Annotated in this window: 27 protein-coding genes; 15 read left to right on the plus strand and 12 right to left on the minus strand. The window is 64.9% G+C overall.

The window, feature by feature from the left end:
- The first annotated feature begins 7 nt into the window (after nt 1-7).
- From BM222_RS26780 to BM222_RS26795, 5 genes are all read left to right on the plus strand, one after another.
- Complete coding sequence (locus tag BM222_RS26780) at nt 8-1,066, plus strand: alcohol dehydrogenase (protein ID WP_092234601.1); 1,059 nt, start codon at nt 8-10, stop codon at nt 1,064-1,066.
- Between the two features lie 74 nt (nt 1,067-1,140).
- Complete coding sequence (locus BM222_RS26785; protein WP_092234604.1) at nt 1,141-1,368, plus strand: hypothetical protein; 228 nt, start codon at nt 1,141-1,143, stop codon at nt 1,366-1,368.
- Between the two features lie 283 nt (nt 1,369-1,651).
- Nucleotides 1,652-1,837, plus strand: coding sequence for a hypothetical protein (locus BM222_RS26790; RefSeq protein ID WP_092234607.1), 186 nt, complete (start codon nt 1,652-1,654; stop codon nt 1,835-1,837).
- Nucleotides 1,838-1,873: 36 nt separating this feature from the next.
- Entirely contained in the window at nt 1,874-2,050 is a 177-nt protein-coding gene (locus BM222_RS41330) for a hypothetical protein (protein WP_177243485.1), read from the plus strand.
- Nucleotides 2,051-2,395: 345 nt separating this feature from the next.
- The gene (locus BM222_RS26795; RefSeq protein ID WP_092234610.1) at nt 2,396-3,607 is read left to right on the plus strand and encodes a hypothetical protein; all 1,212 of its coding nucleotides are present in this window, start codon (nt 2,396-2,398) and stop codon (nt 3,605-3,607) included.
- Here BM222_RS26795 and gmk read toward each other — a convergent pair.
- The 9 genes from gmk to BM222_RS26840 all read right to left on the minus strand — a co-directional run bounded on the left by gmk (nt 3,540) and on the right by BM222_RS26840 (nt 12,195).
- Nucleotides 3,540-4,199, minus strand: a complete 660-nt coding sequence (gmk, locus tag BM222_RS26800; RefSeq protein WP_092234613.1) for a guanylate kinase — start codon at nt 4,197-4,199, stop codon at nt 3,540-3,542. The genes BM222_RS26795 and gmk overlap by 68 nt on opposite strands.
- A 3-nt stretch (nt 4,200-4,202) precedes the next feature.
- Nucleotides 4,203-5,090 (minus strand): YicC/YloC family endoribonuclease, encoded by an 888-nt coding sequence (locus BM222_RS26805; protein ID WP_092234616.1) that lies wholly within the window; start codon nt 5,088-5,090, stop codon nt 4,203-4,205.
- A gap of 114 nt (nt 5,091-5,204) precedes the next feature.
- The gene (gene mltG / locus BM222_RS26810) at nt 5,205-6,479 is read right to left on the minus strand and encodes an endolytic transglycosylase MltG (protein ID WP_092234619.1); all 1,275 of its coding nucleotides are present in this window, start codon (nt 6,477-6,479) and stop codon (nt 5,205-5,207) included.
- 124 nt (nt 6,480-6,603) lie between these two features.
- On the minus strand, nt 6,604-7,869 hold the full coding sequence (fabF, locus tag BM222_RS26815) for a beta-ketoacyl-ACP synthase II (protein ID WP_092234622.1): 1,266 nt from the start codon (nt 7,867-7,869) through the stop codon (nt 6,604-6,606).
- 106 nt (nt 7,870-7,975) lie between these two features.
- The gene (locus BM222_RS26820) at nt 7,976-8,215 is read right to left on the minus strand and encodes an acyl carrier protein (protein WP_008130699.1); all 240 of its coding nucleotides are present in this window, start codon (nt 8,213-8,215) and stop codon (nt 7,976-7,978) included.
- Between the two features lie 310 nt (nt 8,216-8,525).
- Nucleotides 8,526-9,263 (minus strand): 3-oxoacyl-[acyl-carrier-protein] reductase, encoded by a 738-nt coding sequence (gene fabG / locus BM222_RS26825; RefSeq protein WP_092234624.1) that lies wholly within the window; start codon nt 9,261-9,263, stop codon nt 8,526-8,528.
- Between the two features lie 69 nt (nt 9,264-9,332).
- Nucleotides 9,333-10,292 carry an ACP S-malonyltransferase gene (gene fabD / locus BM222_RS26830; protein WP_092234626.1) on the minus strand — a complete coding sequence of 320 codons (960 nt, stop codon included), beginning with the start codon at nt 10,290-10,292 and terminating at the stop codon, nt 9,333-9,335.
- Between the two features lie 169 nt (nt 10,293-10,461).
- On the minus strand, nt 10,462-11,487 hold the full coding sequence (locus BM222_RS26835) for a fatty acid desaturase family protein (protein WP_092234629.1): 1,026 nt from the start codon (nt 11,485-11,487) through the stop codon (nt 10,462-10,464).
- 3 nt (nt 11,488-11,490) lie between these two features.
- On the minus strand, nt 11,491-12,195 hold the full coding sequence (locus BM222_RS26840; protein WP_092234632.1) for a TetR/AcrR family transcriptional regulator C-terminal domain-containing protein: 705 nt from the start codon (nt 12,193-12,195) through the stop codon (nt 11,491-11,493).
- 347 nt (nt 12,196-12,542) lie between these two features.
- Between BM222_RS26840 and rpsF the strand changes: the two genes are divergently transcribed.
- From rpsF to rplI, 4 genes are all read left to right on the plus strand, one after another.
- Nucleotides 12,543-13,037, plus strand: a complete 495-nt coding sequence (rpsF, locus tag BM222_RS26845) for a 30S ribosomal protein S6 (protein ID WP_092234635.1) — start codon at nt 12,543-12,545, stop codon at nt 13,035-13,037.
- A gap of 5 nt (nt 13,038-13,042) precedes the next feature.
- Nucleotides 13,043-13,282 carry a 30S ribosomal protein S18 gene (gene rpsR, locus BM222_RS26850; RefSeq protein ID WP_007592020.1) on the plus strand — a complete coding sequence of 80 codons (240 nt, stop codon included), beginning with the start codon at nt 13,043-13,045 and terminating at the stop codon, nt 13,280-13,282.
- A 130-nt stretch (nt 13,283-13,412) separates the two neighbouring features.
- Nucleotides 13,413-14,381, plus strand: a complete 969-nt coding sequence (locus BM222_RS26855) for a DUF2232 domain-containing protein (RefSeq protein ID WP_092234638.1) — start codon at nt 13,413-13,415, stop codon at nt 14,379-14,381.
- 48 nt (nt 14,382-14,429) lie between these two features.
- On the plus strand, nt 14,430-15,029 hold the full coding sequence (gene rplI / locus BM222_RS26860; protein ID WP_092234641.1) for a 50S ribosomal protein L9: 600 nt from the start codon (nt 14,430-14,432) through the stop codon (nt 15,027-15,029).
- A gap of 163 nt (nt 15,030-15,192) precedes the next feature.
- On the opposite strand, the gene BM222_RS26865 is transcribed toward rplI, so the two are convergent.
- Nucleotides 15,193-16,242 (minus strand): hypothetical protein, encoded by a 1,050-nt coding sequence (locus BM222_RS26865; protein WP_177243486.1) that lies wholly within the window; start codon nt 16,240-16,242, stop codon nt 15,193-15,195.
- A 272-nt stretch (nt 16,243-16,514) separates the two neighbouring features.
- Between BM222_RS26865 and BM222_RS26870 the strand changes: the two genes are divergently transcribed.
- The 3 genes from BM222_RS26870 (at nt 16,515) to alr (ending at nt 21,358) form a co-directional block, all read left to right on the plus strand.
- On the plus strand, nt 16,515-17,765 hold the full coding sequence (locus BM222_RS26870) for a cyclopropane fatty acid synthase (RefSeq protein WP_177243487.1): 1,251 nt from the start codon (nt 16,515-16,517) through the stop codon (nt 17,763-17,765).
- A gap of 757 nt (nt 17,766-18,522) precedes the next feature.
- Nucleotides 18,523-20,034, plus strand: a complete 1,512-nt coding sequence (locus BM222_RS26880; protein WP_092234647.1) for a replicative DNA helicase — start codon at nt 18,523-18,525, stop codon at nt 20,032-20,034.
- A 46-nt stretch (nt 20,035-20,080) separates the two neighbouring features.
- Nucleotides 20,081-21,358 (plus strand): alanine racemase, encoded by a 1,278-nt coding sequence (gene alr / locus BM222_RS26885; protein WP_177243492.1) that lies wholly within the window; start codon nt 20,081-20,083, stop codon nt 21,356-21,358.
- A gap of 11 nt (nt 21,359-21,369) precedes the next feature.
- Here alr and BM222_RS26890 read toward each other — a convergent pair whose 3' ends face one another.
- Entirely contained in the window at nt 21,370-21,588 is a 219-nt protein-coding gene (locus BM222_RS26890) for a cysteine rich repeat-containing protein (RefSeq protein WP_092234654.1), read from the minus strand.
- 42 nt (nt 21,589-21,630) lie between these two features.
- On the opposite strand from BM222_RS26890, the gene BM222_RS26895 reads away from it, so the two are divergent.
- Nucleotides 21,631-22,401 carry an exodeoxyribonuclease III gene (locus tag BM222_RS26895; RefSeq protein WP_092234657.1) on the plus strand — a complete coding sequence of 257 codons (771 nt, stop codon included), beginning with the start codon at nt 21,631-21,633 and terminating at the stop codon, nt 22,399-22,401.
- Between the two features lie 6 nt (nt 22,402-22,407).
- Here the strand turns inward: BM222_RS26895 and BM222_RS26900 are convergent, their stop codons facing one another.
- Nucleotides 22,408-22,776: a GFA family protein gene (locus tag BM222_RS26900; RefSeq protein WP_092234660.1), complete on the minus strand. Its 369-nt coding sequence runs from the start codon at nt 22,774-22,776 to the stop codon at nt 22,408-22,410.
- Nucleotides 22,777-23,285: 509 nt separating this feature from the next.
- Here BM222_RS26900 and BM222_RS26910 point away from each other — a divergent pair.
- Together BM222_RS26910 and radA are read left to right on the plus strand one after the other, a co-directional pair.
- Nucleotides 23,286-24,014 (plus strand): sulfite exporter TauE/SafE family protein, encoded by a 729-nt coding sequence (locus BM222_RS26910; RefSeq protein ID WP_092234666.1) that lies wholly within the window; start codon nt 23,286-23,288, stop codon nt 24,012-24,014.
- Nucleotides 24,015-24,032: 18 nt separating this feature from the next.
- On the plus strand, nt 24,033-25,481 hold the full coding sequence (gene radA, locus BM222_RS26915; RefSeq protein ID WP_092234669.1) for a DNA repair protein RadA: 1,449 nt from the start codon (nt 24,033-24,035) through the stop codon (nt 25,479-25,481).
- The last annotated feature ends 133 nt before the right edge of the window (nt 25,482-25,614 follow it).

Here is a 25,614-nt window from a genome sequence, read left to right on the forward strand (position 1 = left end):
AAAGAAAATGGCGTTGATGCGTCGTCAATCGCTGGTCAAGTTCGATGCGCCGCTGTGCGAGACCATCGTCGACACACCAAAACCGCAAGGCGCCGAGGTTCTGGTGCGCATCGAGCGCTGCGGCCTCTGTCATTCCGACTTGCACATCCAGGACGGCTATGCCGACCTTGGCGGCGGCAAGAAGCTCGATACCACCCGTGGCATGACGCTGCCGTTCACCCTCGGCCACGAGATCGCCGGCATTGTCGACGAAGTCGGCCCCGACGTGCCGGCGGGTCTCGTCGGTACGAAGAAGGCGGTGTTTCCGTGGATCGGCTGCGGCCAGTGCCGCGACTGCAAGAACGGCGACGAGAATCTGTGCGCGAAACAGCGCTTCCTGGGCGTCTCCATCGATGGCGGCTTCGCCACCCATGTGCTCGTGCCCGACGCGAAATATCTACTCGACTATGATCCCCTGCCCGTCAACCAGGCGGCGACGTTGATGTGCTCCGGCGTCACCGCCTATGGCGCACTCAAGCGCCTGGTCGACCGTCCGCGCCAGCGCAACCTGTTGCTGATTGGTCTGGGTGGCGTCGGCATGATGGGCCTGTCGTTCGCGCAAGCCATGTTCAAGCAGCCGATCACGGTGGCCGATCTCTCGCCGGCCGCGCGCGAGACGGCGCTCGAGAACGGCGCAGCCAATGCCTACGATCCGTCCGAGCCCGATGTGATCAAGCGCATCCTCAAGGAGACCGACGGCGGCTTCGACGAGGTCGTCGACTTCGCCGGCAACGAGAAGTCGATGGCGTTTGCGGTCGCGGTCGCCGCGCGCGGCGGCAAGGTCGTCGTCTCCGGCCTGATGGGCGGCCAGTTCACGCTGCCGATGGTGCAATGGGTCTACAAGCGTCTCACCGTTGAAGGCTTCATGGTCGGCACGCTCGCGGAGGCTCACGAGCTGATGGCGCTTGCCCGCGCCGGCAAGATCAAGCCGACGCCGATGCGCGAAGAGCCGATGGCCGACGTGCAGAAGTGGATCGACGAACTTCGCGCCGGCAAGGTGGTCGGCCGTATCGTGCTGAAGAACTGAGTTTCAGCCGGCGGCGAGATGCATATCTAGCCGCCGCTCACGGAACGCCTGCCGCCGCGCGGCGTTGGCAGCGCATGTCCATTCGTTGCACGGTCGAGAGCGCATTCTTCATCGCCTGGAGCTTCCTCGAGAAGAGCGGCGAGCTTGGCCCGCCTGACATCTCGGCAAACGTCATTCTCGACGCGATCGAAGCGCAGCTGAAGACCGGTGAGCGCCGTCCACTGATGCTCGCCAACAGGGCGATCGACACCTATCGCTACTTGAACCGCGAGCCTGCCGCACGCGAAGCGCGCCTCGGCTAGCGGCGTCAGCCCATGCCCTCGCCCCGCGGCTTGCGGTGTGACTTGAGGAAGGCTGCATAGTTCCGCGGATGACCGCCGCTGCTGGACGCCGTGATCGGAAAGTACCGCAAAGCGCGCCGAGTCGGCAGCCCACGGGCTCCGCATCCGGGAGAGTTCGTCCTCAGGCGGAGAAAACCTATTGCAGCACCAACGCCGGCCCCATCACTTCGGATCCAGGCTTAGGAACGTCCCGCGCCCCGAGTGCGTTGGCCTCTTGTCAAACGCAACGACGGAGTCCGAGCGCATGACGAAGACAAAAACGGTCCAGCCCGTTCCCGACGAGAACCAGAGCCACAAAGGCGCCGGCAGCGCGCCGGACGCTCCCGTCGACACCACCAAGGGCCATCGCGACGACGAGAAGCAGAACATCCGTGAGCAGGCAGCTCACGGCAATCTCACCCAGAACACCAGCAACCGGCGCATGGGATAGGCGCAGAAACCAGGGGGATGAAGAGGAGATACGAACGTGGTGACGCCGAGCAAGTGGTACGACCCGATCTCAGAGCGCTGGATCGCACCGCGCGAACAACATTCCGAAGCAGCATCTCTTCATTCCAGCGAGAACCACGTGCTCGAGCTGCAGAGGTCAGTCGAGATCCAGCGCATCTGGCGCCTGTTGGTCGATTGCTGCGCCACCAAGTGACGTCTTCGCCCGCCGCTTGACCGCGGCGAAGCGCCGGGCGGCCCGCACGATTATCATCCCGCATGAATGAGCCCGCATTTTCGCCAGGGCCATCGCAATTGCGATCCGCTTTCTGTCGATCACAGCCGGCGGCGCCTGTCTGCTGCTCACCGCGATCCGAAACTGGCCAGTTTGTGGAACCGCGAACCACCAAACGCCCCCGAAATGACTTAATTCGGATGGAACGAACACGTCGCAGGCCCGATTCAAGCCACATCCTCTCCGGATTTGGGGCTCATTGCCACCTAACTCTTTGTCGAGAAAGCGCCCGTAACGAGTTGCGTCATGCGTAACCGGGAGACCAGAATGGGCAACCGCACCGCAAAGTTCATATCCGCGCTGATTGGCAGCATCGTCGCGGGCGTACCATTGGCCGCTGTCTCCCAGGACGCGCCCAGCGCGCCCCCTGCCACAAGCAGCGCGAATGCCGCGGGCGACTGCCTGGCGTCGCCCAAAGGCGTCGCGCCGCAGGGACAGCACTGGCACTATCGGCTCGAGCGCGCGACCAAGCGGCAATGCTGGTATCTGCGTGCCGAAGGCGGCAAGGTCACACAAACTGCACAGGCTGCGCCTGCGCCCGAAAAGCCCGAAAAGCCGGTAGCAGAGTCAGCCGCGCCGCAGCAGCACGCGGTGCAGGACGCGCGCGCTGAATATGTGACGGCGCACAACGCTCCTGCGCCGAGCACGCCAAGCGCACCGGCTCAGACACAACCGGCGCCGACGCAACAAGCGGCATCTCCCTCCGCTGACGCCAACGCGCAGCAGCCCGCCCTCGCCGGACGCTGGCCCGACGCCTCCACGGCGTCCGCCGCGCCCGCGGCGGAGCCGTCGCCCGCCCCGGTCGCGGTCGCCGCGCAGCCGAGCGTGAAGCCGGCGAAGTCTGCGATTGCTCTGGCCGCGGCCGACAGCGCCGCCGACAAGCCGACCGGCTCCCTCCAGATGCTGCTGCTCGCGATCGGCGGCGCGCTGGCGCTTGCCGGCATCCTCGCCAGCATCATCTATCGCTTCGCCAGCGGGCGCAGCCGCCGCCAGGCCGCCAACCATCGCCGCGTCAACTGGGACAATTTCGAGCCGCAGGCTCGCGACGACGGCCATGCGCCCTGGCTCGCCGCGATGCCGGCCGCGGTGCCGCACGCGCGGCAGCCGCGCCCGGTCGATTTCGATGCCGCACGCCGGCAAGGCGCGCAGCTCGAAGCGATCGATCGCGAAATCGATGTGATCGACGCGCGCGTACCGCCAGCCCGCAACGCGGCCGCAGAGCTGGACGAGGCCAATATCTTCAACGGAGAATTCGAGATCGAGCCGTCAGCGCCGCGGCTCGCGGCCAACGCACCCCACGACGAAGCGCCGGCCGATCGTGCCGAGGATACGAGAATCCAGGACGCCGATGTCGACGTGATCACGACGATGCTGGAACGGCTGCTGAACGAAGGCCCGCGGCTGTCGCAGCCTAGCCCTGAAGCTGAGCTTGCAGACCACGCACGAAGCCGACGAGGCCCGTCCGCCGCTCGCGCTTGAGGCGTTCGGCCTTCAGGATCGACTGCACCTCGGCGAAGGCCTCGTCGATGTCGTGGTTGATCACGATGTAGTCGTACTCGGCCCAGTGGCTCATCTCGTGGCTGGCGCGGCTCATGCGCTTGCGGATCACCTCGTCGGAATCCTGCGCGCGTGAATGCAAGCGCTTCTCGAGATCGCTGGCCGACGGCGGCAGGATGAACACGCTGACGACATCCGCACGCGCCTTCTCGCGCAGCTGCTGCGTGCCCTGCCAGTCGATGTCGAACAGCACATCCTGCCCGGCCGACAGCGCCGCTTCGACCGGGCCGCGCGGCGTTCCGTAGCTGTTGTCGAACACGGTGGCCCATTCCAGCAGTTCGCCGGCCTTCACCATCGCCTCGAAGGTGGCCTTGTCGACGAATGAATAATCCGTGCCGTTGACCTCGCCTGGCCGCATTGCGCGGGTGGTCGCGGAGACCGACATTCTCAAGCCCGGCATGCGCTCGATCAACAAACGCGACAGCGTCGTCTTGCCCGCGCCTGACGGCGAGGACAGCACGAACATCAATCCGCGCCGCTCGACACCATCAGTTCCGTGGCCGCCCGTCGTCATCGATCACTCCAGATTCTGGACCTGCTCGCGGAATTGCTCGACCACGTTCTTCATGGCGAGCCCGGTATTGGTCAACTCGATGTCGTTTGACTTGGAGCAGCAGGTGTTGACCTCGCGGTGAAATTCCTGCGCCAGGAAGTCGAGCTTGCGGCCGATCGGGCCGCCCTTGCCGATCAGCTCGCGCGCCTGCGCGATGTGCGAGGCGATGCGGTCGAGCTCCTCACGGATGTCGGCCCTCGTCGCGATCAGGATCGCTTCCTGCATCAGGCGGTCGGAATCGAAACGATCGGAGGTGTCGAGCAACGCGGCGATCTGCTCGGCGAGCCTCGCCTTGATCGCCTCCGGCTTGCGGCCGGGCGAACCTTCCGCCTTCTTCGCCAGCTGCTCGACCTCGTCGACCCGTTGGGTCAGGATTTGTCCGAGTGAGATGCCCTCGCGCTTGCGCATCGCCACGAGCTCGTCGAGCGCCTTGTCGAACGCATCGGCTGCAGCGGCACGCGCAGCCTTGTCCTCCTCCTCATCGCCCTCGGGCTCGGCGACCTCGACGACGCCCTTGATCGCGAGCAGGCCGTCGATGCTCGGCGCAACCGCGTCGACCCTGCCGGCGATGACGGCAGCGGCCTTCAGCACGGCGTTGAGCACGTCCTCGTTGACGCGGACGGTGGCGGCTGCGTTGGCGCGCTTGACGTTGAGATTGGCATAGACGGTTCCACGCGACAAAAGCTCGCCGGCGCGCTTCTTGGCGTGGGCCTCGAGCTCGTCGAAGCCCTGCGGCAGCCGCACCCGCAAGTCAAAGCCCTTGGCGTTGACCGACTTCAATTCCCATTCGAACGTATACGGCCCGCTTGCGCCGTGGCTTCGGGCAAAGCCGGTCATGGACGACAGCGCCATCAGGTCAGTTTCTCCGGAAACATGGGATTCGCGAGGCCATCAGGCCACGGGAATCTTAAGACTATTTTGCAGGAAAGTGGAATCCGCAAAGTCCGTAGCACGTCTGCAGCCAGCCTAGCGCTGGACCACCGGCGGCGACGGCTGCACCGCGCCCTGGCGGGCGGGCGCCGCAGGCCGGGCCGGCTTCCTCGGCCGTGGTGCCGGCGTCGTGGCGGTGGGAGCCGTATCTGCGGCTGCCGGCGCCGTGGCGGCAGGCGCCGCGGTGGCCGGCGCGGGCGCATCATCGGCCGGCTCGACCATGTCGTTCTGGATCTGCTTCTCCATCGCGCGCAGCTTGGCGACGTTCTTCTGGTGCGCGTCGTAGGTCTCGGTGAAGGCGTGCCCACCCGAACCGTCGGCGACGAAAAAGAGGTCGCGGGTGCGGGCCGGGTTGGCGGCGGCCTCCAGCGAGGCGCGGCCGGGGTTGGCAATCGGACCCGGCGGCAGTCCCTCGATCACATAGGTGTTGTAGGGCGAGGGCTGAGTGATCTCACTGCGCTTGATCGGACGTCCCAGCGTGCCCTTGCCGCCGACAAGGCCGTAGATAATGGTCGGATCGGACTGCAGCTTGATCTTCTGCTTCAGGCGATTGACGAACACGGCGGCGACGCGGCTGCGCTCGTCCGGTTTGCCGGTCTCCTTCTCGACGATCGAGGCAAGCGTCACCAATTGCTCCGGCGTCTTGACGGGAAGATCCTGGCTACGGCGCTCCCAAATCTCCGCGAGCACGCGCTTGTGCGCCTGTTGCATGCGCTGGATCACCTGGTCGCGCGGGGTCCCGCGCGGGAACTTGTAGGTCTCGGGCAGCAGCGTGCCCTCACGGGGCACCTCGTGAACGCTGCCGGTGAAGATGTCGTTGTCGGACAGCCGCGCCACGATCTGCTCGGAGGTCAGGCCCTCCGGAATCGTCACGGCGTGCTGGACAACCTTGCCTTCGACGATGGTCGCGATGACGTCACGCAGGGACGCGTTCTTCTGGAACGAATACTCACCGGGCTTCAGGTCCGAGCTCGCCTTCAGCGCAGCCACGGCGCCGATGAACACCCATGGATTGACGTCGGTGACGCCTTCCCGGTTCAAGGTCTCGGCGATGTCGCGCTTGCCCGCGCGCTGGGGAATGTTGACGACCTTGTCGTCCTTCAGCGGCCCGGGCGATTCGAGCACCTGCCGTCCGTAATAATAGGCCGCGCCTGCGCCGATCATGCCGATCAAGAGCAAGGTGATGATGGCGTTGCCGACCACGACGAAGGGATTGCGCGCCCGCTCCGAACGCTTCGGCGGCGGCGGGACCTGCTCGGGTTCGAGCGCTGCCCGCGGACTCCGGGGCGAAATGGGCGGCCTTTCACTCATCGAAGCAACCTGAATCCTGCCGGTTCAATCGCAGCCGGGCATCACTTGCCGAGCCAACTACACGCGCCCACAGACATGACTATCGCCGAATACGGCAAAACGGTGGATTCGTCGCGAACACAAACTATTGGCTTAGTCGCCGGACGATCACCGACGCATTGGTACCGCCGAAACCAAACGAATTCGACAACGCAACGTTCACGTCACGTTTCTTCGCCTTGTGCGGCACGAGATCGATCGCGGTCTCGATCGACGGGTTGTCCAAATTGATGGTCGGTGGGACGACGTTATCGCGAATCGCGAGGATGGCGAAGATCGCCTCGATCGCACCGGCAGCGCCGAGCAGATGGCCGGTCGACGATTTGGTCGAGGACATCGCGACCTTGGACGCGGCATTGCCAAGCAGCCGCTCCACTGCGCCGAGCTCGATCTCGTCGCCGAGCGGCGTGGAGGTGCCGTGCGCGTTGATGTAGTCGAGGTCGGATGCCGTCAGGCCGGCCCGCTTGAGCGCGGCGGACATGCTGCGGAAGCCGCCATCGCCGTCTGGCGCAGGCGACGTAATGTGATAGGCGTCGCCCGACAGACCGTAGCCGATCACCTCGGCATAGATCTTCGCGCCGCGTCGCCGGGCGTGATCGAGCTCCTCCAGAACGAGGACGCCGGCGCCCTCGCCCATGACAAAGCCGTCACGGTCCTTGTCGTAGGGACGGGAGGCCTTCTCGGGCGTCTCGTTGAACCCGGTCGACAGCGCCCGCGCCGCGTTGAAGCCGGCAATGCCGATGCGGCTGATCGGCGACTCCGCTCCGCCGGCAACCATCACGTCGGCATCGCCGAGCGCGATCAGCCGGGCGGCGTCGCCGACGGCGTGCGCGCCGGTCGAGCAGGCCGTGACCACCGAATGGTTCGGTCCCTTCAACCCGTGCGCGATCGAAACATAGCCGGAGGCGAGATTGATCAGGCGGCCGGGAATGAAGAACGGGGATACCCGGCGTGGTCCGCGCTCCTTCAAGAGGATCGCGGTGTCGGCGATGCCGTTGAGGCCGCCGATGCCCGAGCCGATCATGGTTCCGGTCGCACATTTGTCCTCTTCGGTCTCGGGATGCCAATTGGCATCGTCGAGCGCCTGGCCGGCCGCGGCCATGCCGAAGATGATGAAGTCGTCGACCTTGCGCTGGTCTTTCGGCTCCATCCATTTGTCGGCATTGAAGGTGTCGTTGCTGCCGTCGCCGCGCACCACCGTGCAGGCGATCTTGGTCTGCAGATCGGAGACATCGAAGCTCTCGATTGGACGTGCACCGCTCTCACCGTTGAGAATGCGCTTCCAGGTCGGCTCGACGCCGCAGCCGAGCGGCGACACCATGCCGAGACCCGTGACGACAACCCGCCTCATGTCCGAAAACTCCGCATCGAAAGATTCACGGCCAATAACAAGAAACCGGCTGACCGCTGGGAAGCGGCCCGTCCGGTTTCAATGTTGTCCCCGCGAATGAAGAGCCTTAGCTCTTCGCGTTCTTCTCGAGAAACTTCGTGGCGTCGCCGACGGTGAGAATCGTCTCCGCGGCATCATCCGGAATCTCGCAGCCGAATTCTTCTTCGAACGCCATCACCAGCTCGACGGTGTCCAGACTGTCGGCGCCGAGGTCGTCGATGAAGCTCGCTGCGTCGACAACCTTCTCGGGTTCAACACCAAGGTGTTCGACCACGATCTTCTTAACCCGCTCGCCAATGTCACTCATTGCATAACCTCGTGTTGTTCCCTGTAGACCCGACCCCCCGGGACGATACGAGCCGTCGTGGTCGTTGACTGCCTTCGCTTACGAACTTTGATGTGGTCCCACCCTAGACGATGCAGGACCGGGCGAACGACGGCCAAGGCTCTGCATCGCCAATATACAGGGTTTCAAAAACCTGCAATGGCGTTCTTTGCCCATCCGTTGAGCGTCCGGTTATCATACTTCAACTGCCTTGACTACACGCCTCAATTCGCTCCGGAAACGTCCGTTGCCGCTTCCGCCCCCGCCGATGTGGGCAGTGCGGAACGGCGCGTCAGATCATGGCCATGCCGCCGTTGACGTGGATGGTTTGGCCGGTGACGTAGGCTGCTTCGTTCGAACTCAGGTAGACGGCGGCGGCCGCAATGTCCTCGGGCGTCCCCAGGCGGTTGGCCGGAACCTTGGTCAGAATCGTCTCTCGCTGCTTGTCATTGAGTGCATCGGTCATCGGCGTTTTGATGAAGCCGGGCGCGATGCAGTTGGCGGTGACGCCGCGCTTGGCGTATTCGGCGCCGAGCGTCTTGATCATGCCGATCAGGCCCGCCTTCGACGCGGTGTAATTGCCTTGCCCGGGGTTGCCTGTGACGCCCACCACAGAGGTGATGGCGACGATCCGGCCGAAGCGCTTGCGCATCATCAGCTTGGTGGCGGCCCTCGCCAACCGGAAGGTCGCGGTCAAATTGACGTTGATGACCTCGTCCCAATCCTCGTCGCGGAGCTGAACGAACAGATTGTCACGCGTGATGCCGGCATTGGCGATGAGAATGTCGAGCTGGCCCATTGCCGCTTCGGCAGCCGGCACCAGCGCCTCGACCTCGTCGGCCTTGGAGAGATTGCAGGGCAGCACGAAGGCACGCTCGCCGAGCTTGCCGGCCAGCTCGTCCAGCACGTCCTTGCGCGTTCCAGAGATCGCGACGGTGGCGCCCTGCGCGTGCAGCGCCTGCGCAATCGCGCCGCCGATGCCGCCGGTCGCGCCGGTGACGAGCGCCTTCTTGCCAGTCAGATCGAACATCGAAACAACTCCTCCAAAGCACGATCCGGAAAAGTGTGCAGCGGTTTTCCGGACAGATCGTGCGCAAACTCAAGCCTGCTTGGCAGCGGCCAATGCATCCTTGGCGGCAGCAATATCGTTGGGGCCACTGACTGCAACGCCGACGGCGCCGTCGGCGATGCGCTTGACGAGACCCGTCAGCACCTTGCCGGCGCCGATCTCGAAAAACCGGGTGACGCCCTGCCCTGCCATGTAGGCAACCGACTCGCGCCAGCGCACCGTGCCGGTGACCTGCTCAACCAGCCGGCGACGAATCTCGTCGGGATCGGTGATGGCTGATGCCAGTACGTTCGACACCAGCGGCGCAGCCGGCGGCTTGATCGTGACCTTGGACAGCGCCTCCGCCATCGCGTCGGCCGCGGGCTGCATCAGCTGGCAGTGGAATGGCGCGGACACCGGCAGCAGCATCGCGCGCTTGGCGCCCTTGGTCTTGGCAATCTCGACGGCGCGATCGACCGCGGCCTTGTCGCCGGACACGACCACCTGCCCGCCACCATTATCGTTGGCAGCCTGGCAGACCTGGCCCTGCGCCGCCTCCTTGGCGACCTCCATGGCCGCCTCGTAGTCGAGGCCGAGCAGCGCGGCCATGGCACCGGCCCCAACAGGCACGGCCTTTTGCATTGCGAGACCGCGGGTGCGAAGCAGCCGCGCGGTGTCCGAGATCGTCAGGCTGCCGGCAGCAGCCAGCGCCGAATATTCGCCAAGCGAGTGGCCGGCCACAAAGGCAGCGTCCTGCCCTACGGAAAAGCCAGCCTCGGCCTCCAGCACGCGCAGAGTAGCCACGGAGACGGCCATCAAGGCCGGCTGGGCGTTCTCGGTCAGTTGCAGCGTCTCCGCGGGACCATCCCAAATGATCGCCGTCAGCTTCTCTCCAAGGGCGGCATCGACCTCCTCGAACACGGCGCGCGCCACCGGAAAGGCGTCGGCCAAGGTCTTGCCCATCCCAACAGCCTGGGAACCCTGCCCCGGAAATGTGAATGCTGCCGTCATTCGGCGCTCCCCTGGATTGCTCAAGCCCTATGAGAACCCGGCAGCCGATGACGTCCGGCCCGAGCCTTGGTTCCCGACCATGCTCCGAAAGGGGCCGTAGACCCGGCCAGGGCTAAAATGTCAAGCTGAGTTGGGCACTTCGCCCGGCATTCCCCTGGGGATGCGGCCCCTAGAAGCCACCGTTGGTCTGATTGGCATCGACCGCCGCCCCCGCCTGAGCGCGGCGCGCGCTGTTCACCAGCTTGCCGGGACGGTCATCGCGATCGGGCTTCGCGGTTGCGAGCCGCAGCACCGCTGCGTAGCCGGGCTGCACCTCCATCCGGCCTGCATGCCGGCTCTCGCTGAGCAGGCGATGGACCTTCGGAAGATTGTAGCAGGGCACGTAGAACAGCAGATGATGTTCGAGGTGATAATTCACGTAGTACGGCGCGATGAACAGACGCTCCAAGACGTTCGCATGCGTCGTGCGGGTGTTGCGTAGGGGATCGCCGCTGTCAGGCACGACAGCGTGCTCGGCGATGTTGCGGATGCGGGTGATGACCATCATCCAGGTCAACAACGGGACCAGCCACAGCAGCGGATAGGCCCACCACACGCCGGCGGCCGCGAGGCCAGCGAACATCGCGGCGTTGACCAGGCATTGCGGGCCGAGCTTGTCCCGGAAATGCGCGGCGCGCTGTCGCCAGGGCCAGTCCTTCGGCCCGAGCGCATTGAGCAATTGCGCCTTGCGCTGCTGGTAGCCGGTCTGCCCGCTGATGTCGCGGATGAACTTGCGGCGGTAGCTCAGCCTGGTGATCGGAAACGGCGCCGACAGCACGAGATCGGGATCGTCCTCCTGCTGCGTGCGCGCGTGATGCTGCAGGTGATAGCGCCGATAGCTGCGCGTCTCCGCAAAGATCGGATAGGCGCACAGCCACTGGCTCAGCGCCAGGTTGGTTTTCTCGTCAGCGGACAGGCAGCCATGAGCGCCGTCATGCATGAGGATTGCCAGGCCAAGTTGGCGCGAGCCGATGATGGCGACCGCAAGAATATAGGTGATCGGATTGGGCCACCACGCGACCAAGGCGATCGCGCCAATGATCAGCGCCCAGGCATGGGCGATCATCGCGACGCCTTTCCAGGTCACGCGCTGACGCACGTCGGCCAATTGATCGTCGGTCAGGAAATCGCGGGCACGCATGCGAAGCGCGGTCATGGCCTAGCCCTCCTCGTTCGAATTGCCGGACGCGTCACGCGCATCGACAAGACGCAGGCGCGCGGTGTCAGCGGTGGATTTCGCCTGCTCCCCGAGCACGCGCAGCATCTCGGCGCAGAGCGCCTCTGGCGAGCGGCCCATGGCATAGCCTTCGAGCATGACCCCGATGGCGATGGCCCAGAACCGACGCGAGCTCTCGTCGGGCGCACGCAGCGAGCGCCAGCCGTGCCGCGCTACCTGGCCCGCATAGGCGCGCGCGCCTTCAGCGTGCAGACGCTCGATCGTGCGCTCGACCAGCGGCGCCAAATCCTGGCGCCGCCGCGTCAGCGTCAGTGCCTCCGCAAAGAACGCGATCGAATCGCTCGCGGTCACAGTCTCGGCCAGCGCGTGAGTGTATTCCCGCGGCGTATGAGCCTTCAGCGCCGCTTGCTCGGTCGCGCGCGCCAGATACAGGAGATCACGGCAGGCGCATTCGACGAACAGCGCCTCCTTGGTACGGAAGTAATAGGTGATCTGGCTCGGGAATGCGTCGGCGGCGGCTGCGATGTCGGTGATCGCGGTGCCCGACAGCCCCCGCTCGCGAAATAGCGGGCTCGCGGCGTCCAAGAGCAGCGAGCGCATCTTGCGGCCGGCCGAGCGCGTCGCCCGCGCCGCATGCTTGGGGTCGCCAGCCACCTGAACCGGCTCATGGACCGACTTTTCCGGCATGGAAGTCCTCCCGTCCAATTTATTTGTATGATATACAAACAAAGAATTCAAGGGCGAATGTGGCGCGGCTCGATCTGCCCGGGCCAGCCCACCGGGACGATCTGAGCCAAAAACTCAGGCCTCAAACCTTGCCAAGCCGGCCAAAATCCTTATAACGCGCGCATCCGCAGACCCCGGCCGGGAGCTGAACGGACGGTCTCAGCAAATCCTCAGTGATTTTGGTGTGGCAGGGCCAGTCGGCCCGTCGTCCCGTGTTTCCGCCTTCTGAGCTTAATCCCAGAGTCCTTTCCGAAGGTCTCTTAAGGGCTTGACGCCGGGCAATGCGCCAACACGAGGAAAGGACGACAATGGCTCTCTATGAGCATGTTTTTCTCGCGCGCCAGGACGCGAGCACGCAGCAGGTCGAAGAGCTGACTGCGCAGATGACCGGCATCGTCGAGGGTCTCGGCGGCAAGGTCACCAAGACCGAGAATTGGGGCGTTCGCTCCCTCACCTACCGCATGAACAAGAACCGCAAGGCGCACTTCGTGCTGCTCAACATCGACGCGCCGTCCGCGGCGATCGCCGAGATCGAGCGCCAGGAGCGCATCAGCGAAGACGTGATCCGCTATCTCAGCGTCCGCGTCGAAGAGCTCGAGGAAGGCCCGTCCGCGATGATGCGCAAGGCCGACCGTGATCGCGAGCGCGACGACCGTGGCGGCGGCTTCCGCGGTGAGCGCGAAGGCGGGTTCCGTGGCGACCGCGAAGGCGGTTTCCGTGGTGGTGATCGTGACGGTGGCTTCCGCGGCGATCGCGGCCCGCGCCGTGGGCGCGACGAAGCTGAAACGACGGATGGGGAGTAAGAACAATGGCTGAAGCTGGTGCACGCCGCCCGTTTTTCCGTCGCCGCAAGAGCTGCCCGTTCACGGGAGCCAATGCGCCGAAGATCGACTACAAGGACTCCAAGCTCTTGATGCGTTACGTCTCCGAGCGCGGCAAGATCGTGCCGAGCCGCATCACCGCGGTGTCCGCGAAGAAGCAGCGTGAGCTCGCCCGCGCCATCAAGCGCGCGCGGTTCCTGGGCCTCTTGCCCTACGTCATTCGCTAAGACGAATTCGGCCGGCGGCGGTCCACGTCGCCGGCCGTGACTTTCTGTACTCATAAGGCTTCCGGGTCGTCCGGTCGCCGATGGTTGGGGCCGAAGCGCCTCTAACCGCTCGAAGGGAGCGGGACAGCTGATGATGGTATTTGGACTGATCGCCCTGATCGCCGGCGCTGCGTCGGCCCTGATGTTCGCCTCGATCATTTCGGGCGCGCTGATCTCGCTCGTCCTGGTTTACCTTGCTCCGCTGCCCCTGATGCTCGCCGCGATCGCCTGGGGGCCGTTCTGCGGCGCGATTGGCGGTCTCGTGGCGACGATTCTGATCGCAGGCGCGCTCAGCCCACCGCTCGCGCTCGGTTATGGTCTCGCGTTCGCGTTGCCGGCCTGGTGGCTTGGACATCTCGCGATGCTGGGAAGGCCCCACGTTGACAGCGGCGCCGGCGACGATACCGCCCCCCCTCACGTCGAATGGTACCCGCTTGGACGAATCCTACTGTGGATCGCGGCGCTCGCGGCGCTGCTGACCGCAATATCCCTGTTTTCGCTGGGAAGTGACGAGTCCGCCATCAGCGAGGCCATGCGCAGCGGCTTCGCCAAAATTCTTTCACTGGTGACCGAGACCACCGTTCCGGAGAGTGATCCACGCGTCGCCGTCATGGTCACAGTGATCCCGGTTCTGGTCGCCGCATCGCAGATGGCGACCCTGATCTTGAACCTCTGGCTCGCCGCAAAGGTCGCGGCTGTGTCCGGGCGATTGCACCGGCCATGGCCGGATCTCAGCAGCACGAGCTTGCCCCCCATGACCCTCGTGGCACTCTGCGTCGCGCTTGCCTTCAGCTTCTTGGGCGGAATGACCGGCACCCTCGCGGTCGTCGTCACGACCGTCCTGATGATGGCCTTTGCGCTGGTCGGCCTCGCCGTTCTGCACACCGTCACGCGCGATCTCGCCAATCGCGGATTCTGGCTCGCGGCCGTCTACGCCGTCATCCTCATGTTCAGCGTGAGCCTGGTCCTGATGACCGCCCTTGGGCTCGCGGACGCCGTGTTCGGCGTTCGCGAGCGCTTCCTGCGCAACCGGCAACCGCCGCCATTGCCGACATCTTGAGTTCAACCCGAAACTGAAAACCCAGAGCACTTCAAAAGGAGAACGAATATGGAAGTCATTTTGCTGGAACGCGTGAGCAAGCTCGGCCAGATGGGCGAAGTCGTGAAGGTTCGCGACGGTTATGCCCGCAATTTCCTGCTCAAGCGCGGCAAGGCGCTGCGCGCCACCGCCGACAACCGCGCCAAGTACGACGGCATGAAGGCCGACCTCGAGGCTCGCAATCTTGCGTCGAAGGGCGAGGCGTCCAAGGTCGCCGAGAAGATCGAGGGCAAGAACATCATCGTGATCCGTCAGGCTTCGGAAGCCGGCCAGCTGTTCGGCTCGGTCAACGTGCGTGACCTCGTCGCCGCCTTCGAGGCCGACGGCATCTCGCTGGCCCGCCCGCAGATCCAGCTCGACGCGCCGATCAAGACCATCGGCAAGCGCTCGATCACCGTCGCCGTCCACCCCGAGGTCGAGGTCGAGATCACCGTCACCGTTGCGCGCAGCCAGGACGAGGCCGAGCGCATCAACCGTGGCGAGGACATCTCCACCCGCAACGAGGACCGCGACGCGGCCGCAGAGGCAATCGCCGCCGCTGGCGAGTTCTTCGATCCGGAAGCCCAGCACGACGACACCGCGCCGGCCGCGGAAGAGAACGAGAAGTAAGCCTCGCATTTGCGCAGGCTGCGAAGCCCGGCTGCCTCAGGCAGCCGGGCTTTTTGTTTTGGGGGCGACATGCTCGCTCGGCGTCAGAGTACAGCTCCAGCGATGGTCCAAACGACGAAGGCCGCGCCAAGCGCGGCCTTCGCAAATCAACGATACAAATTGCTTATCGTGAGATCGGCGGAGCCGGCGGGCCGGACGACTCCGCCGGTGCCGGCGATGGCGACGCGGCGGCTGCAGGCTCTGCCGGCTTGGCTACCGGCTCGGAGCTGGGCGCAGGCTCGGCTGGTTTGGAAACGGCGGCCTCGGCAGGCTTGGGCGCCGCCTGTTCTGCCGGCTGAGCAGCGGCCGCCGGCGCGGCCGGCGTCACCTGCGGCACCGGATCATCGGGGCGCACGGCCGGCGCCGCGCTTCCGCTCGGCTCGATCCTGGCGCTCTCGGGCTTGGCGCTCTCAGGATTGGCGCTCTCAGGCTTGGCCTCAGCCGGCTTGGTGCTGTCGGGCTTGGATTCGTCGCGACCGGATTCGACCTTCGCGCTGTCGCTCTTTGCTTCAGCCTTGGGTTCAGCCTTGGGCTCAGCTTTGGGCTCACCCCTGGACTCGACCTTGGGCTCACTCTTTGGCGCAGCCGCGTCCCCGGTCTCGGGCTTGCCGCGCTTGCTCAGTCGTTTACCTCTGCGGCCCTCCGGTGGCTGCTCGGTGGTGGCTTCGGGCCTTGCACCTTCCTTGGCACCTTCCTCACTCGCCCGGGCCGCGCGCTTCTGGCGACCCTCATGGGCCGCCGGCGCACCCTCTCCGTCCGGCCTGCCCTCCGGGCCGGTCGCTTCCTGCGAGCGCTGGCGGCGGCCCTGGTGCTCGGGTGCCTGCCCCGGGTTCGTGTTGGCCTCCTTTTCCCGGGCGCCGTCCTTCTTCTCCTTCCCGTCCTTGGCCTGATAACGGGCGTCAGTGGCACCGTTAGAGACGAGATAGGAAGCCAGCACGCCAGCCATGTCCGGGCTGGTGGTGTAGTGCTGACGCAGGAAGCCCGGCAGCGAGCCCGGCGCGACCGTCTTCAACAGCCCCCGCGGGCTCTTGTGACAGGCGGTACAGGTTTGCGCGAAAAGCTGGGAGGGGGCCTTGCCGGCCTCGAGGTTCGTCGCCTGTGCCAGAACGGCATCGGTGCTGCCGAAGCCAATCAGAAATAGCACCGTGGCGAGGCTGAGCGCTCGGCTCGACATTCCCATCATCTCCATGAAATCCGATAGATACGACCGGCATCCGGTGCAGCGGCGGTCACCTTTTAGCCGATTGCGCTGCGAATGGAAGCGCACTCACCGGGCATGTGAACACGCGATTTTCGGATATCGGCTTTGAACACAGCGCAATAGCGAGGTGTGGAGAGGTTGCCTAGATTTACATGCGAACGCATTGGAACCAATATATTGCCTAGGCGTCGGTATGATGGCCGGGTAGTCGCATCTTTTCGGGTTCGCCCGACAGGTTGGTGCCTATGGACCGCTTGCTGCGTAAGTTCTTGTCCCAATTCATCCGCCGCGGGTCGATGACGGTGACCACGGCGGGTGGCACGACATTCACCGTCGGTGACGGCTCCGGCGAGCCGGTCGAAGTCCGCTTCGTCACCGCCGACGCCGAACGGAAGATCCTCATCAATCCCGAGCTCGGGCTTGGCGAGGCCTATATGAACGGAGAATTCGTCATCGAGCGCGGCAGCATAGCCGATGCGCTGGCGATTCTCCTCGATCAGCCCGACCTGTTGCCGCACTGGGCGAAGCCCTGGTGGCACTTGCGTTATCTCGTCCGACACCTGAGGCAGTTCAATCCGCGGGCACGCTCGCGTAGCAATGTCGCGCATCATTATGACCTCGACGCGCGGCTCTATTCGCTGTTCCTCGACGCGGACAAGCAATATAGCTGCGCCTATTTCGAGACGCCGGACGCCACGCTCGACGACGCGCAGCTCGCCAAGAAGCGGCACGTCAGCGCAAAGCTGCTCGTCAAGCCCGGCCAGCGCGTGCTCGACATCGGCTGCGGCTGGGGCGGGCTCGGCCTCTATCTCGCCGAGATCGCAGGGGCCGAGGTCACCGGCGTGACGCTGTCGACAGAGCAGCTGCAGGTCGCCAACACGCGCGCGGCCGAAAAGGGGCTGACGCGACAGGCGCGCTTTCTGCTCCAGGATTATCGCGACACCAAGGGACCGTTCGATCGTATCGTCTCGGTCGGCATGTTCGAGCATGTCGGAGCACAGTTCTACAGCACGTATTTCAAGCGCTGCGCCGAGCTGCTGAGCGAGGACGGCGTCATGCTGCTGCATTCGATCGGCCGCTCGCAAGGTCCGGATTCGACCAATCCCTGGATCGCCAAATACATCTTCCCCGGCGGCTACATCCCTTCGCTGTCGGAGGTGCTGCCGGCAATCGAGGACGCAGGCCTCCTGGTCTGCGACATCGAGATCCTGCGCCTGCATTATGCCGAGACGCTGAAAGCCTGGCGGGAACGCTTCATGGCGCGGCGCGAGGAGGCCGTGCAGCTCTATGACGAGCGCTTTGCGCTGATGTGGGAGTTCTATCTCGCCGCCAGCGAGATGACGTTCCGCAAGCAGGGCATGATGAACTTCCAGATCCAGCTCACCAAACGCCAAGGCGTGGTGCCCATGACCCGCGACTATATTGCGCATGAGGAAGGCCGGCTGCGCTCGCTCGAAGGCAGCGCCAAGCCGAAGCTGAAGCTTGCTGGTGAATAGGATCTAGTGACGCAGCATCGATATCGGGGAGGAGCGGTAAGATGCCGTAAGCCCCAGCTGCGCCTTCAATTCCGCGATAACCTCGGGTGCGACCGGCTGACGCCGGATTTCGGGCTGCTCGGCATGCTGCATCGCAGCGATCAGGCCGGACAACCAAAGCCGGCTACCTGCCTCGCTTCGCCAAATCTGGTGCTGCCGTTCTGGCCGCATCGTCTTGCCTCGTTCCCTGTTGGCGGGTCGTCGGAGACAACCCCCTGCCCGTCCACCTGTTCCGGTGGTACCCCGAAAGAATCCGGAGAGATGTGATCTGGTTCACATGCCTCTCGACCGCCCTGCCTTAGACCGTCACCATGCGCAAAGAGACCAAAACATCATTGGACGTTCAGGACGACCTCCGCACGGACTACGCCCTGATCGCCACCGGCGTCGGCGCGGCGGTGATCGCGCTGGTCTACCTCCTGCTGGTCTGAACCCGCACCGATCGCTCCAACGCGCGGTTTTGCGCGCTTCAAATACGTCTGCAGCTCAACTCATTAGGTTCACCGTTACGGGATTTTTCCGTGGCGGGATCGCGGCCACCTCCGGTCCGACGCGAGTTCCGCGAAAATCCGTCAAGCGCCGCGAAGGCTGCGGTTGGCAATCATCCACCGCTTTTAAGATCGGTTGATAGTGACGAGCTTTTGCTTCCGCTTTGGTTGTTCGCGGCGCTTTATCCCGGCCCCGCATCCGCCCAGAAAATTGCTAAGCACGTCCGACCATGGCCCTGACTGATTCGAACGTCCTCAAGCTCGCGCCCGAGCCCGGAACCCCCGCTTACCGGAGCGCACCACATAATATCGAGGCGGAACAAAGCCTTCTGGGCGCGATCCTGGTCAACAACGACGCTTTCTATCGTGTCTCCGACTTCCTGGAGCCGAAGCATTATTTCGAGCCGCTGCACCAGACCATTTTCGAGACCGCCGGCAGCCTGATCCGGATGGGCAAGATTGCGACGCCCGTGACGCTGAAGACGTTCCTCCCCGCCGACACCGACGTCGGCGGCATGACGATCGGCCAGTATCTGGCGCGGCTTGCGGCCGAAGCGACCACCATCATCAACGCCCAGGATTATGGTCGGACCATCTACGATCTTGCGTTGCGGCGTGACCTGATCGGCATCGGCGAGGACATGGTCAACGTAGCCTATGACGCCCCGGTCGATTTCGCGCCGCGAGCCCAGATCGAGGACGCCGAGCGCCGACTCTACGAGCTTGCGGAATCCGGCCGCTATGACGGCGGCTTCCAGAAATTCTCGCAGGCGTTGGCGGTTGCGGTCGATCTCGCGGCAAAGGCGTTCCAGCGCGACGGAAAGCTCTCCGGCATCTCGACCGGCATGCGCGATCTCGACACCAAGATGGGCGGCCTGCAGCACTCCGACCTCATCATCGTCGCGGGGCGCCCCGGCATGGGCAAGACATCGCTGGCGACCAACATCGCCTACAACGTCGCCAAGGCCTATGTGGGCGAGCTCCAGGCCGACGGAACCATGAAAGCCGCCAACGGCGGCGTGATCGGCTTCTTCTCCTGCGAAATGTCGGCCGACCAGCTCGCCACGCGTATCGTGGCCGAGCGCACCGGCATCCCCTCTTCCCACATCCGCCGCGGCGGCATCTCGGAGGCCGATTTCGACAAGATCCGGGAAGTCTCGATCGAGTTGCAGTCGCTGCCTTTCTACGTCGACGCGACCGGCGGCCTGTCGATCGCGCAGCTGATGGCACGCGCCCGCCGGTTGAAGCGGCAGAAGGGCCTCGATCTGCTCGTGATCGACTACATCCAGCTGCTGTCGGGCTCAGGCAAGCGCGCCGGTGACAGCCGCGTGCAGGAAATCACGGAAATCACGACCAGCCTGAAGGCGCTCGCGAAGGAGCTCAACGTTCCCGTGATCGCGCTGTCCCAGCTCTCGCGCCAGGTCGAATCCCGCGACGACAAGCGGCCGCAACTCTCCGACTTGCGTGAATCCGGCTCGATCGAGCAGGACGCCGACGTCGTGCTGTTCGTCTATCGCGAGGAATATTACCTCGCCATGAAGGAGCCGCGCCCGGGCACGCCTGAACACGAGAAGTGGCAGCTTGACATGAGCCTTGCGCACGGCAAGGCCGAAGTCATCATCGGCAAGCAGCGCCACGGCCCGACCGGCACCGTCGATTTGGCGTTCGAAGCCTCGGTCACGCGGTTCGGCGACCTCGCACCGGACAGTCAGCTGCCGGCGCGCAGCGGCAACGATTACTGAGTTTCTTGAACCCGGCCTGCCTCTTGCGTAAAACGGCGCCATGACAATGGCGTCCGAGCCGAACATGATCCCGCAATCCGGTCTTCTCTCCGCGGAGGCCAACCAGGCTGCCGCGCTCGCTGCCTTCGGCGGTGTGCTCACCGTCGATCTCGACGCCATCATCGCCAACTGGCGCAAGCTCGAGAAGACCGCGGTGCCGGCCGAGTGTTCCGCGGTGATCAAGGCCGATGCCTATGGCTGCGGCACCGCGCAGGTCGCGCAGGCGCTGAACAAGGCAGGCTGCAAGACCTTCTTCGTGGCCACCATCGGAGAGGCGCGCACCGCGCGCGCAGCGCTGCCGGACGCCACGATCTACGTGCTCGGCGGTTATTTCCAGAACACCGGCGAGCACTACGCGAAAATCAACTGCCGCCCCGTGATCGGCGACCTCAACGAGCTCGCCGAATGGGATGTGTTCTGCCGCCGCACCGGCTGGTCCGGTGGCGCCGCAATCCACATCGACACCGGCATGAACCGGCTCGGTCTGACGCTCGCGGAAGCGCAGGCCATCATTCCTCGCATCAATGCCGGCGATCACGGCATAACACTGGTGATGAGCCATCTGGTCTCGGCCGAGCATCTCAACAGCTCCGTCAACGCCAGGCAGCTCGCGGCCTTCCGCGGCATCGCCAGCGAATTTTCCGGCGTACCAGCGGCCCTCGCCAACTCCTCCGGCATCTTTCTCGGCGCGCCGTTCCAGTTCGACATGGTGCGGCCGGGCGCGGCGCTCTACGGCGTCAACCCGACGCCGGAAGCCGACAATCCGATGCAGCCCGTGGTCGACCTCAAGGCCCGCATCGTGCAGATCCGCAATATCGAGCGGGGCGAGACCGTCGGTTACGGCGGCACCTGGTCCGCGCGGCGGCCGACCAGGCTCGCGATCATCGCGGTCGGCTATGCCGACGGCTATTTCCGCGCCGCCAGCTCCAATGACGGCACCCGCGGCGCCGAGGTGATCGTCGCCGGCAAGCGCTGCCCGGTTGCGGGCCGCATCTCCATGGACCTGATCGCCATCGACATCACCGATCTGCCGCCGAACGCCGCCCGCCGCGGTCACATGGTGACGCTGCTTGGCGAGGGCATCACCGTCGACGAGCTCGCCCACCATTTCGGCACGATCGGCTATGAGGTGCTGACCAGCCTCGGCCGCCGCTACGCCCGCGTCTACAAGGGTGGCGAGGTCGTCGGGCCGCTGACGAAACCGGAGCCCGCGGAGCCGACCGGGCAGCCGCCCTCACCGCCGGCGGTCGAGCAGCCGGCGGCCCCGCCGCCGCTGCCGACCTAGAACCGCACCGGCTACTTCTTTTTTCTGCTGTCCAGCGCCGCCTTGCACGTCGCGCTGAGCTGATCGCGCTTGCCGTTGAGGCAGGCGACGATGCCGCCGCCCGGCGCGATGCCGGCACAGAATTTGTCATAGTCCGCCTTGCACGCGCCGCGCGGATCGGCCGATTGTGCCGAAGTGCTCCCGGAGAACGCGACGACGAACGCAATGGCGGCAAAGCTCAATTTGGACATTGTATCTCCGGGGGGACTGAAGGCAGGAGCCGGTAGCTCTACATGAAGATTGCGACATTCAACATCAACAACATCAACCGCCGGCTGCCCAATCTGCTCGCATGGATGCGGGCGGCAAAGCCCGATGTGGTCGCGCTTCAGGAATTGAAGGCAAGTGATGGCGAATTTCCGGCAGCGGCCCTCGAAAAAGCCGGCTACGGCGCCGTCTGGCGCGGCCAGAAGACCTGGAACGGCGTCGCCATCCTCGCCCGAAATGCCGAGCCTGTGCTGACGCGCGACCGGCTGCCGGGACGGCCCGACGACCTCGAGGCGCGCTATATCGAGGCCGCCGTGCGCGGTGTCATCGTCACCAGCATCTACCTGCCGAACGGCAATCCGCAGCCGGGGCCGAAGTTCGACTACAAGCTCGATTGGTTTGCGCGCCTCAAGCGACACGCCAAGACCTTCATCAAGCAGGATCTGCCCGTGGTGCTCGCCGGCGACTACAACGTCGCGCCGACGGAAATCGACATCTATCCGACGCGCTCATGGGACAAGGATGCGCTGATCCAGCCGAAAAGCCGCGCTTCATTCGCTTCGCTTGTCGAACAAGGCTGGTGCGATGCGATCCGCGAACTGCACCCCGCGCAGCGCGTCTACACCTTCTGGGACTACAAGCGGAATTGCTGGTCGCGCGATGCGGGACTGCGGCTTGATCATCTGCTGCTCAGCCGAGCGCTCGTCTCCCGCCTGGCAAGAGCCGGCGTCGACAAGAACGTGCGGGGCGAAGAAGGCGCGAGCGATCATGCGCCGGCGTGGGTGATGCTGCGGTGAGTGGCATCACCACAGATTCTTGCCGTCGATCACGTTGACGGGCACGGCCTCCAGATCGAAATCGTCGAACAGGCGTGCGTTGACGCCGACCTTGGGATTGTCGAAGTCGGGCTTGCCACTCGACCAGTCCGGCGACTCCGAATAGGTGCCGCAGCCGCAGTTCGCACAGTAGTGATGTTTGACGGTGCGGCTGCCCCAGAGGTAGGTCGCAACATTCTCGGCGGGTGACAGCAGGCGAAATTGCGCCGGCGTATAATAGGCCCACAACGCGCCACGTTTCGCGCAGAGCGAGCAGGTGCAGCGGGTCACGCTCGAAGGCGCCTCCGTCACCTCGAACACCGTCTCACCGCAATGACAGCTTGCCTCGATCCGCATGACCCGATCCCCGTTTTGTCAGGAGATGGTCATAGCCACCCCCTGCTGCCAACATGCTGTCAGCAGCAGAACCGGAAGCCCGGCAAAGGAGGGTGCGGCGAGAAAGCAAAGCTCGGGCGACGTGCCGCAAGGATGCGAAAACGTGTCTGCGAGACCGATGCGAGCTGGAGAACGACCGTGTCACCCCACACTCCGTCATTGCGAGGAGCCCTTGCGACGAAGCAATCCAGCGTCTCTCCGCGGAGGGATTCTGGATTGCTTCGCTGCGCTCGCAATGACGACGTGGAGGCAGTTGTGCCCAACAAACTCAGCTCTCGCGCTCCGGACGCTGCGCAGCGCTCCCGGCGACGCGCAGCGTCGTCCGGTGTGATGCGCTGCAGAGCCGGGGTCCATAGTATCGAGGCCTTCGTCCCGGCTCTGCGCCGCAACGCTGGCGCGTTGCACCGCGTCCGGGACACAAGAGTGGCAAAATCCGGCTACACTGATAGCGATTCCCGGGAGCTCCGCGCTTGGCCTTCCTCTTCGTCCTCAGCGTCGGCCTGCTCGCAGGCACCATTTCCGGCATCGTCGGCACGGGCTCGTCGATCATGCTGATGCCGGTGCTGGTCTATGCCTATGGGCCGAAGGAGGCCGTGCCGATCATGGCTGTTGCCTCCGTGATGGCGAATTTTTCGCGGATTATGGCCTGGTGGCGCGAGGTCGACTGGCGCGCCTGCGCGGCCTATTCCGTGACGGGCATTCCGGCCGCGGTGCTGGGCGCCCGAACGCTGTTGGCCCTGCCCTCGCATGCCGTCGATCTGGCCATCGGACTCTTCCTGATCGCAATGGTACCGGTGCGGCATTGGCTGGCACGGCACGATCTGAAGGCCAATCTCTGGCATCTCGCGATCGGCGGCGCCGTCATCGGCTATCTCACCGGCATCGTGGTTTCGACCGGCCCGCTCAGCGTGCCGCTGTTCCTGTTCTATGGCCTCAGCAAAGGTGCCTTCCTCGCGACAGAGGCTGCCGCCTCGCTTGGCCTCTACTTCGCGAAATCAGTGACGTTCGAGCATTTCGGGGCGCTGACGCAGGACGTCTTCATCAAAGGCGTGATCGCTGGCTCCTCGCTGATGTCAGGCGCCTTCATCGCGAAACGCTTCGTCATGCACCTGAAGCCCGAGATGTTCCGCATGGTGATGGATGCGATCATGGTCGCGGCGGGGCTCTCCATGCTATGGAACGCCGCTCAATCCCCCTGACCCCCGATTCACCCCGCCATGGCCAAGAATACGCTTTCCTTCGTCTGCCAGAACTGCGGCGCGGCTTATAACCGCTGGCAGGGCAAGTGCGAGTCCTGCGGCGAGTGGAACACGCTGGCCGAAGAGGACACGTCCGGCAGCGTGCCGGTCTCGATCCGCTCCAAGCGCAAGGGCCGCACGTTCGCGCTGGAGAGCCTGGCCGGCAAGAGCCCGGAGGCGCCGCGGATGTCATCGGGCATGACCGAGCTCGACCGCGTCACCGGCGGTGGCTTCGTGCGCGGCTCGGTGCTGCTGGTCGGCGGTGATCCCGGAATCGGCAAGTCGACGCTGCTGACGCAGGCGACCAGCATGATGGCACGCGCCGGCCACCGCATCGTCTACATCTCCGGCGAAGAAGCCATCGCCCAGGTGCGGCTGCGCGCCGAGCGACTTGGGTTGTCGGATGCGCCGGTGCAACTCGCGGCGGAGACCTCGGTCGAGGACATCGTCTCGACGCTGTCGGAAGGCGCCGTCCCGCGCCTGATCGTCATCGACTCGATCCAGACCATGTGGACCGACACGGTGGAATCGGCACCCGGCACTGTGACGCAGGTGCGCGCCTCGGCGCAGGCGCTCATTCGGTTCGCCAAGAAGACGGGAGCTGCCATCATCCTCGTCGGCCACGTCACCAAGGACGGCCAGATTGCCGGCCCCCGTGTCGTCGAACACATGGTCGATGCCGTGATGTCCTTCGAGGGCGAAGGCTCGCAGCAATTCCGCATCCTGCGCGCCGTCAAGAACCGCTTCGGTCCAACCGACGAGATCGGCGTGTTCGAGATGACCGGGCTTGGCCTGCGTGAGGTCACCAACCCGTCGGAGCTGTTTCTGTCCGAGCGCGATCTCGGCACCCCCGGCACGGCAGTCTTCGCGGGCATCGAAGGCACCCGGCCCGTTCTGGTCGAATTGCAGGCGCTGGTGGCGCCCACCTCGCTCGGCACCCCACGCCGCGCCGTGGTCGGCTGGGATCAGAGCAGGCTCTCGATGGTGCTGGCGGTGCTGGAGGCCCATTGCGGGGTCAAGCTCTCAGGCCACGACGTGTATCTTAATGTCGCAGGCGGTCTGCGCATCCACGAGCCGGCGGCCGATATGGCCGCGGCTGCCGCGCTGGTGTCGTCGCTGGTTAATGCGCAGTTACCCACCGATGCAGTCTATTTCGGCGAGATTTCGCTCTCCGGCGTCATTCGCCCGGTGGCGCAGACCCCTGCAAGGCTCAAGGAAGCGGTCAAGCTCGGCTTCAAGCGCGCCGTGCTGCCCGAATCGGCCCGGGGCGGCGATGCGGCCGGTGACGCCGGACTGACCCTGAACGCGGTCAATAGCCTGACCACCCTGGTCGCCGAAATCGCAGCCAAAGGCTCCCGCCGTGGCGACGCGCCGCCATCGGCGGAGAAAAATGCCACACCGGCAAGATTCCGCCGTGGAGAGGGTTAGGTGGAGGTGACGTCAAGCGCCCCCGCCGCTATACAGCCGTCACAAAAGCAGCATGGGATTGTGTGCTTGCGGCCTTGCCGGAAGCGCCGTCTGTCCATCATTTAGGGCGGCCGCCAAACACCCGATGCGCTGA

It is taken from the genome of Bradyrhizobium sp. Gha, assembly GCF_900113735.1.
Taxonomy (GTDB): Bacteria; Pseudomonadota; Alphaproteobacteria; order Rhizobiales; family Xanthobacteraceae; genus Bradyrhizobium.

What these genes read in the sequence shown, in the direction of transcription:
- BM222_RS26780 (WP_092234601.1), top strand. Translation starts at nt 8, where the DNA reads ATGGCGTTGATGCGTCGTCAATCGCTGGTCAAGTTCGATGCGCCGCTG.
- BM222_RS26785 (WP_092234604.1), top strand. Translation starts at nt 1,141, where the DNA reads ATGTCCATTCGTTGCACGGTCGAGAGCGCATTCTTCATCGCCTGGAGC.
- BM222_RS26790 (WP_092234607.1), top strand. Translation starts at nt 1,652, where the DNA reads ATGACGAAGACAAAAACGGTCCAGCCCGTTCCCGACGAGAACCAGAGC.
- BM222_RS26795 (WP_092234610.1), top strand. Translation starts at nt 2,396, where the DNA reads ATGGGCAACCGCACCGCAAAGTTCATATCCGCGCTGATTGGCAGCATC.
- gmk (WP_092234613.1), bottom strand. Translation starts at nt 4,199, where the DNA reads ATGACGACGGGCGGCCACGGAACTGATGGTGTCGAGCGGCGCGGATTG.
- BM222_RS26805 (WP_092234616.1), bottom strand. Translation starts at nt 5,090, where the DNA reads ATGGCGCTGTCGTCCATGACCGGCTTTGCCCGAAGCCACGGCGCAAGC.
- mltG (WP_092234619.1), bottom strand. Translation starts at nt 6,479, where the DNA reads ATGAGTGAAAGGCCGCCCATTTCGCCCCGGAGTCCGCGGGCAGCGCTC.
- fabF (WP_092234622.1), bottom strand. Translation starts at nt 7,869, where the DNA reads ATGAGGCGGGTTGTCGTCACGGGTCTCGGCATGGTGTCGCCGCTCGGC.
- BM222_RS26820 (WP_008130699.1), bottom strand. Translation starts at nt 8,215, where the DNA reads ATGAGTGACATTGGCGAGCGGGTTAAGAAGATCGTGGTCGAACACCTT.
- fabG (WP_092234624.1), bottom strand. Translation starts at nt 9,263, where the DNA reads ATGTTCGATCTGACTGGCAAGAAGGCGCTCGTCACCGGCGCGACCGGC.
- fabD (WP_092234626.1), bottom strand. Translation starts at nt 10,292, where the DNA reads ATGACGGCAGCATTCACATTTCCGGGGCAGGGTTCCCAGGCTGTTGGG.
- BM222_RS26835 (WP_092234629.1), bottom strand. Translation starts at nt 11,487, where the DNA reads ATGACCGCGCTTCGCATGCGTGCCCGCGATTTCCTGACCGACGATCAA.
- BM222_RS26840 (WP_092234632.1), bottom strand. Translation starts at nt 12,195, where the DNA reads ATGCCGGAAAAGTCGGTCCATGAGCCGGTTCAGGTGGCTGGCGACCCC.
- rpsF (WP_092234635.1), top strand. Translation starts at nt 12,543, where the DNA reads ATGGCTCTCTATGAGCATGTTTTTCTCGCGCGCCAGGACGCGAGCACG.
- rpsR (WP_007592020.1), top strand. Translation starts at nt 13,043, where the DNA reads ATGGCTGAAGCTGGTGCACGCCGCCCGTTTTTCCGTCGCCGCAAGAGC.
- BM222_RS26855 (WP_092234638.1), top strand. Translation starts at nt 13,413, where the DNA reads ATGATGGTATTTGGACTGATCGCCCTGATCGCCGGCGCTGCGTCGGCC.
- rplI (WP_092234641.1), top strand. Translation starts at nt 14,430, where the DNA reads ATGGAAGTCATTTTGCTGGAACGCGTGAGCAAGCTCGGCCAGATGGGC.
- BM222_RS26865 (WP_177243486.1), bottom strand. Translation starts at nt 16,242, where the DNA reads ATGTCGAGCCGAGCGCTCAGCCTCGCCACGGTGCTATTTCTGATTGGC.
- BM222_RS26870 (WP_177243487.1), top strand. Translation starts at nt 16,515, where the DNA reads ATGGACCGCTTGCTGCGTAAGTTCTTGTCCCAATTCATCCGCCGCGGG.
- BM222_RS26880 (WP_092234647.1), top strand. Translation starts at nt 18,523, where the DNA reads ATGGCCCTGACTGATTCGAACGTCCTCAAGCTCGCGCCCGAGCCCGGA.
- alr (WP_177243492.1), top strand. Translation starts at nt 20,081, where the DNA reads ATGGCGTCCGAGCCGAACATGATCCCGCAATCCGGTCTTCTCTCCGCG.
- BM222_RS26890 (WP_092234654.1), bottom strand. Translation starts at nt 21,588, where the DNA reads ATGTCCAAATTGAGCTTTGCCGCCATTGCGTTCGTCGTCGCGTTCTCC.
- BM222_RS26895 (WP_092234657.1), top strand. Translation starts at nt 21,631, where the DNA reads ATGAAGATTGCGACATTCAACATCAACAACATCAACCGCCGGCTGCCC.
- BM222_RS26900 (WP_092234660.1), bottom strand. Translation starts at nt 22,776, where the DNA reads ATGCGGATCGAGGCAAGCTGTCATTGCGGTGAGACGGTGTTCGAGGTG.
- radA (WP_092234669.1), top strand. Translation starts at nt 24,033, where the DNA reads ATGGCCAAGAATACGCTTTCCTTCGTCTGCCAGAACTGCGGCGCGGCT.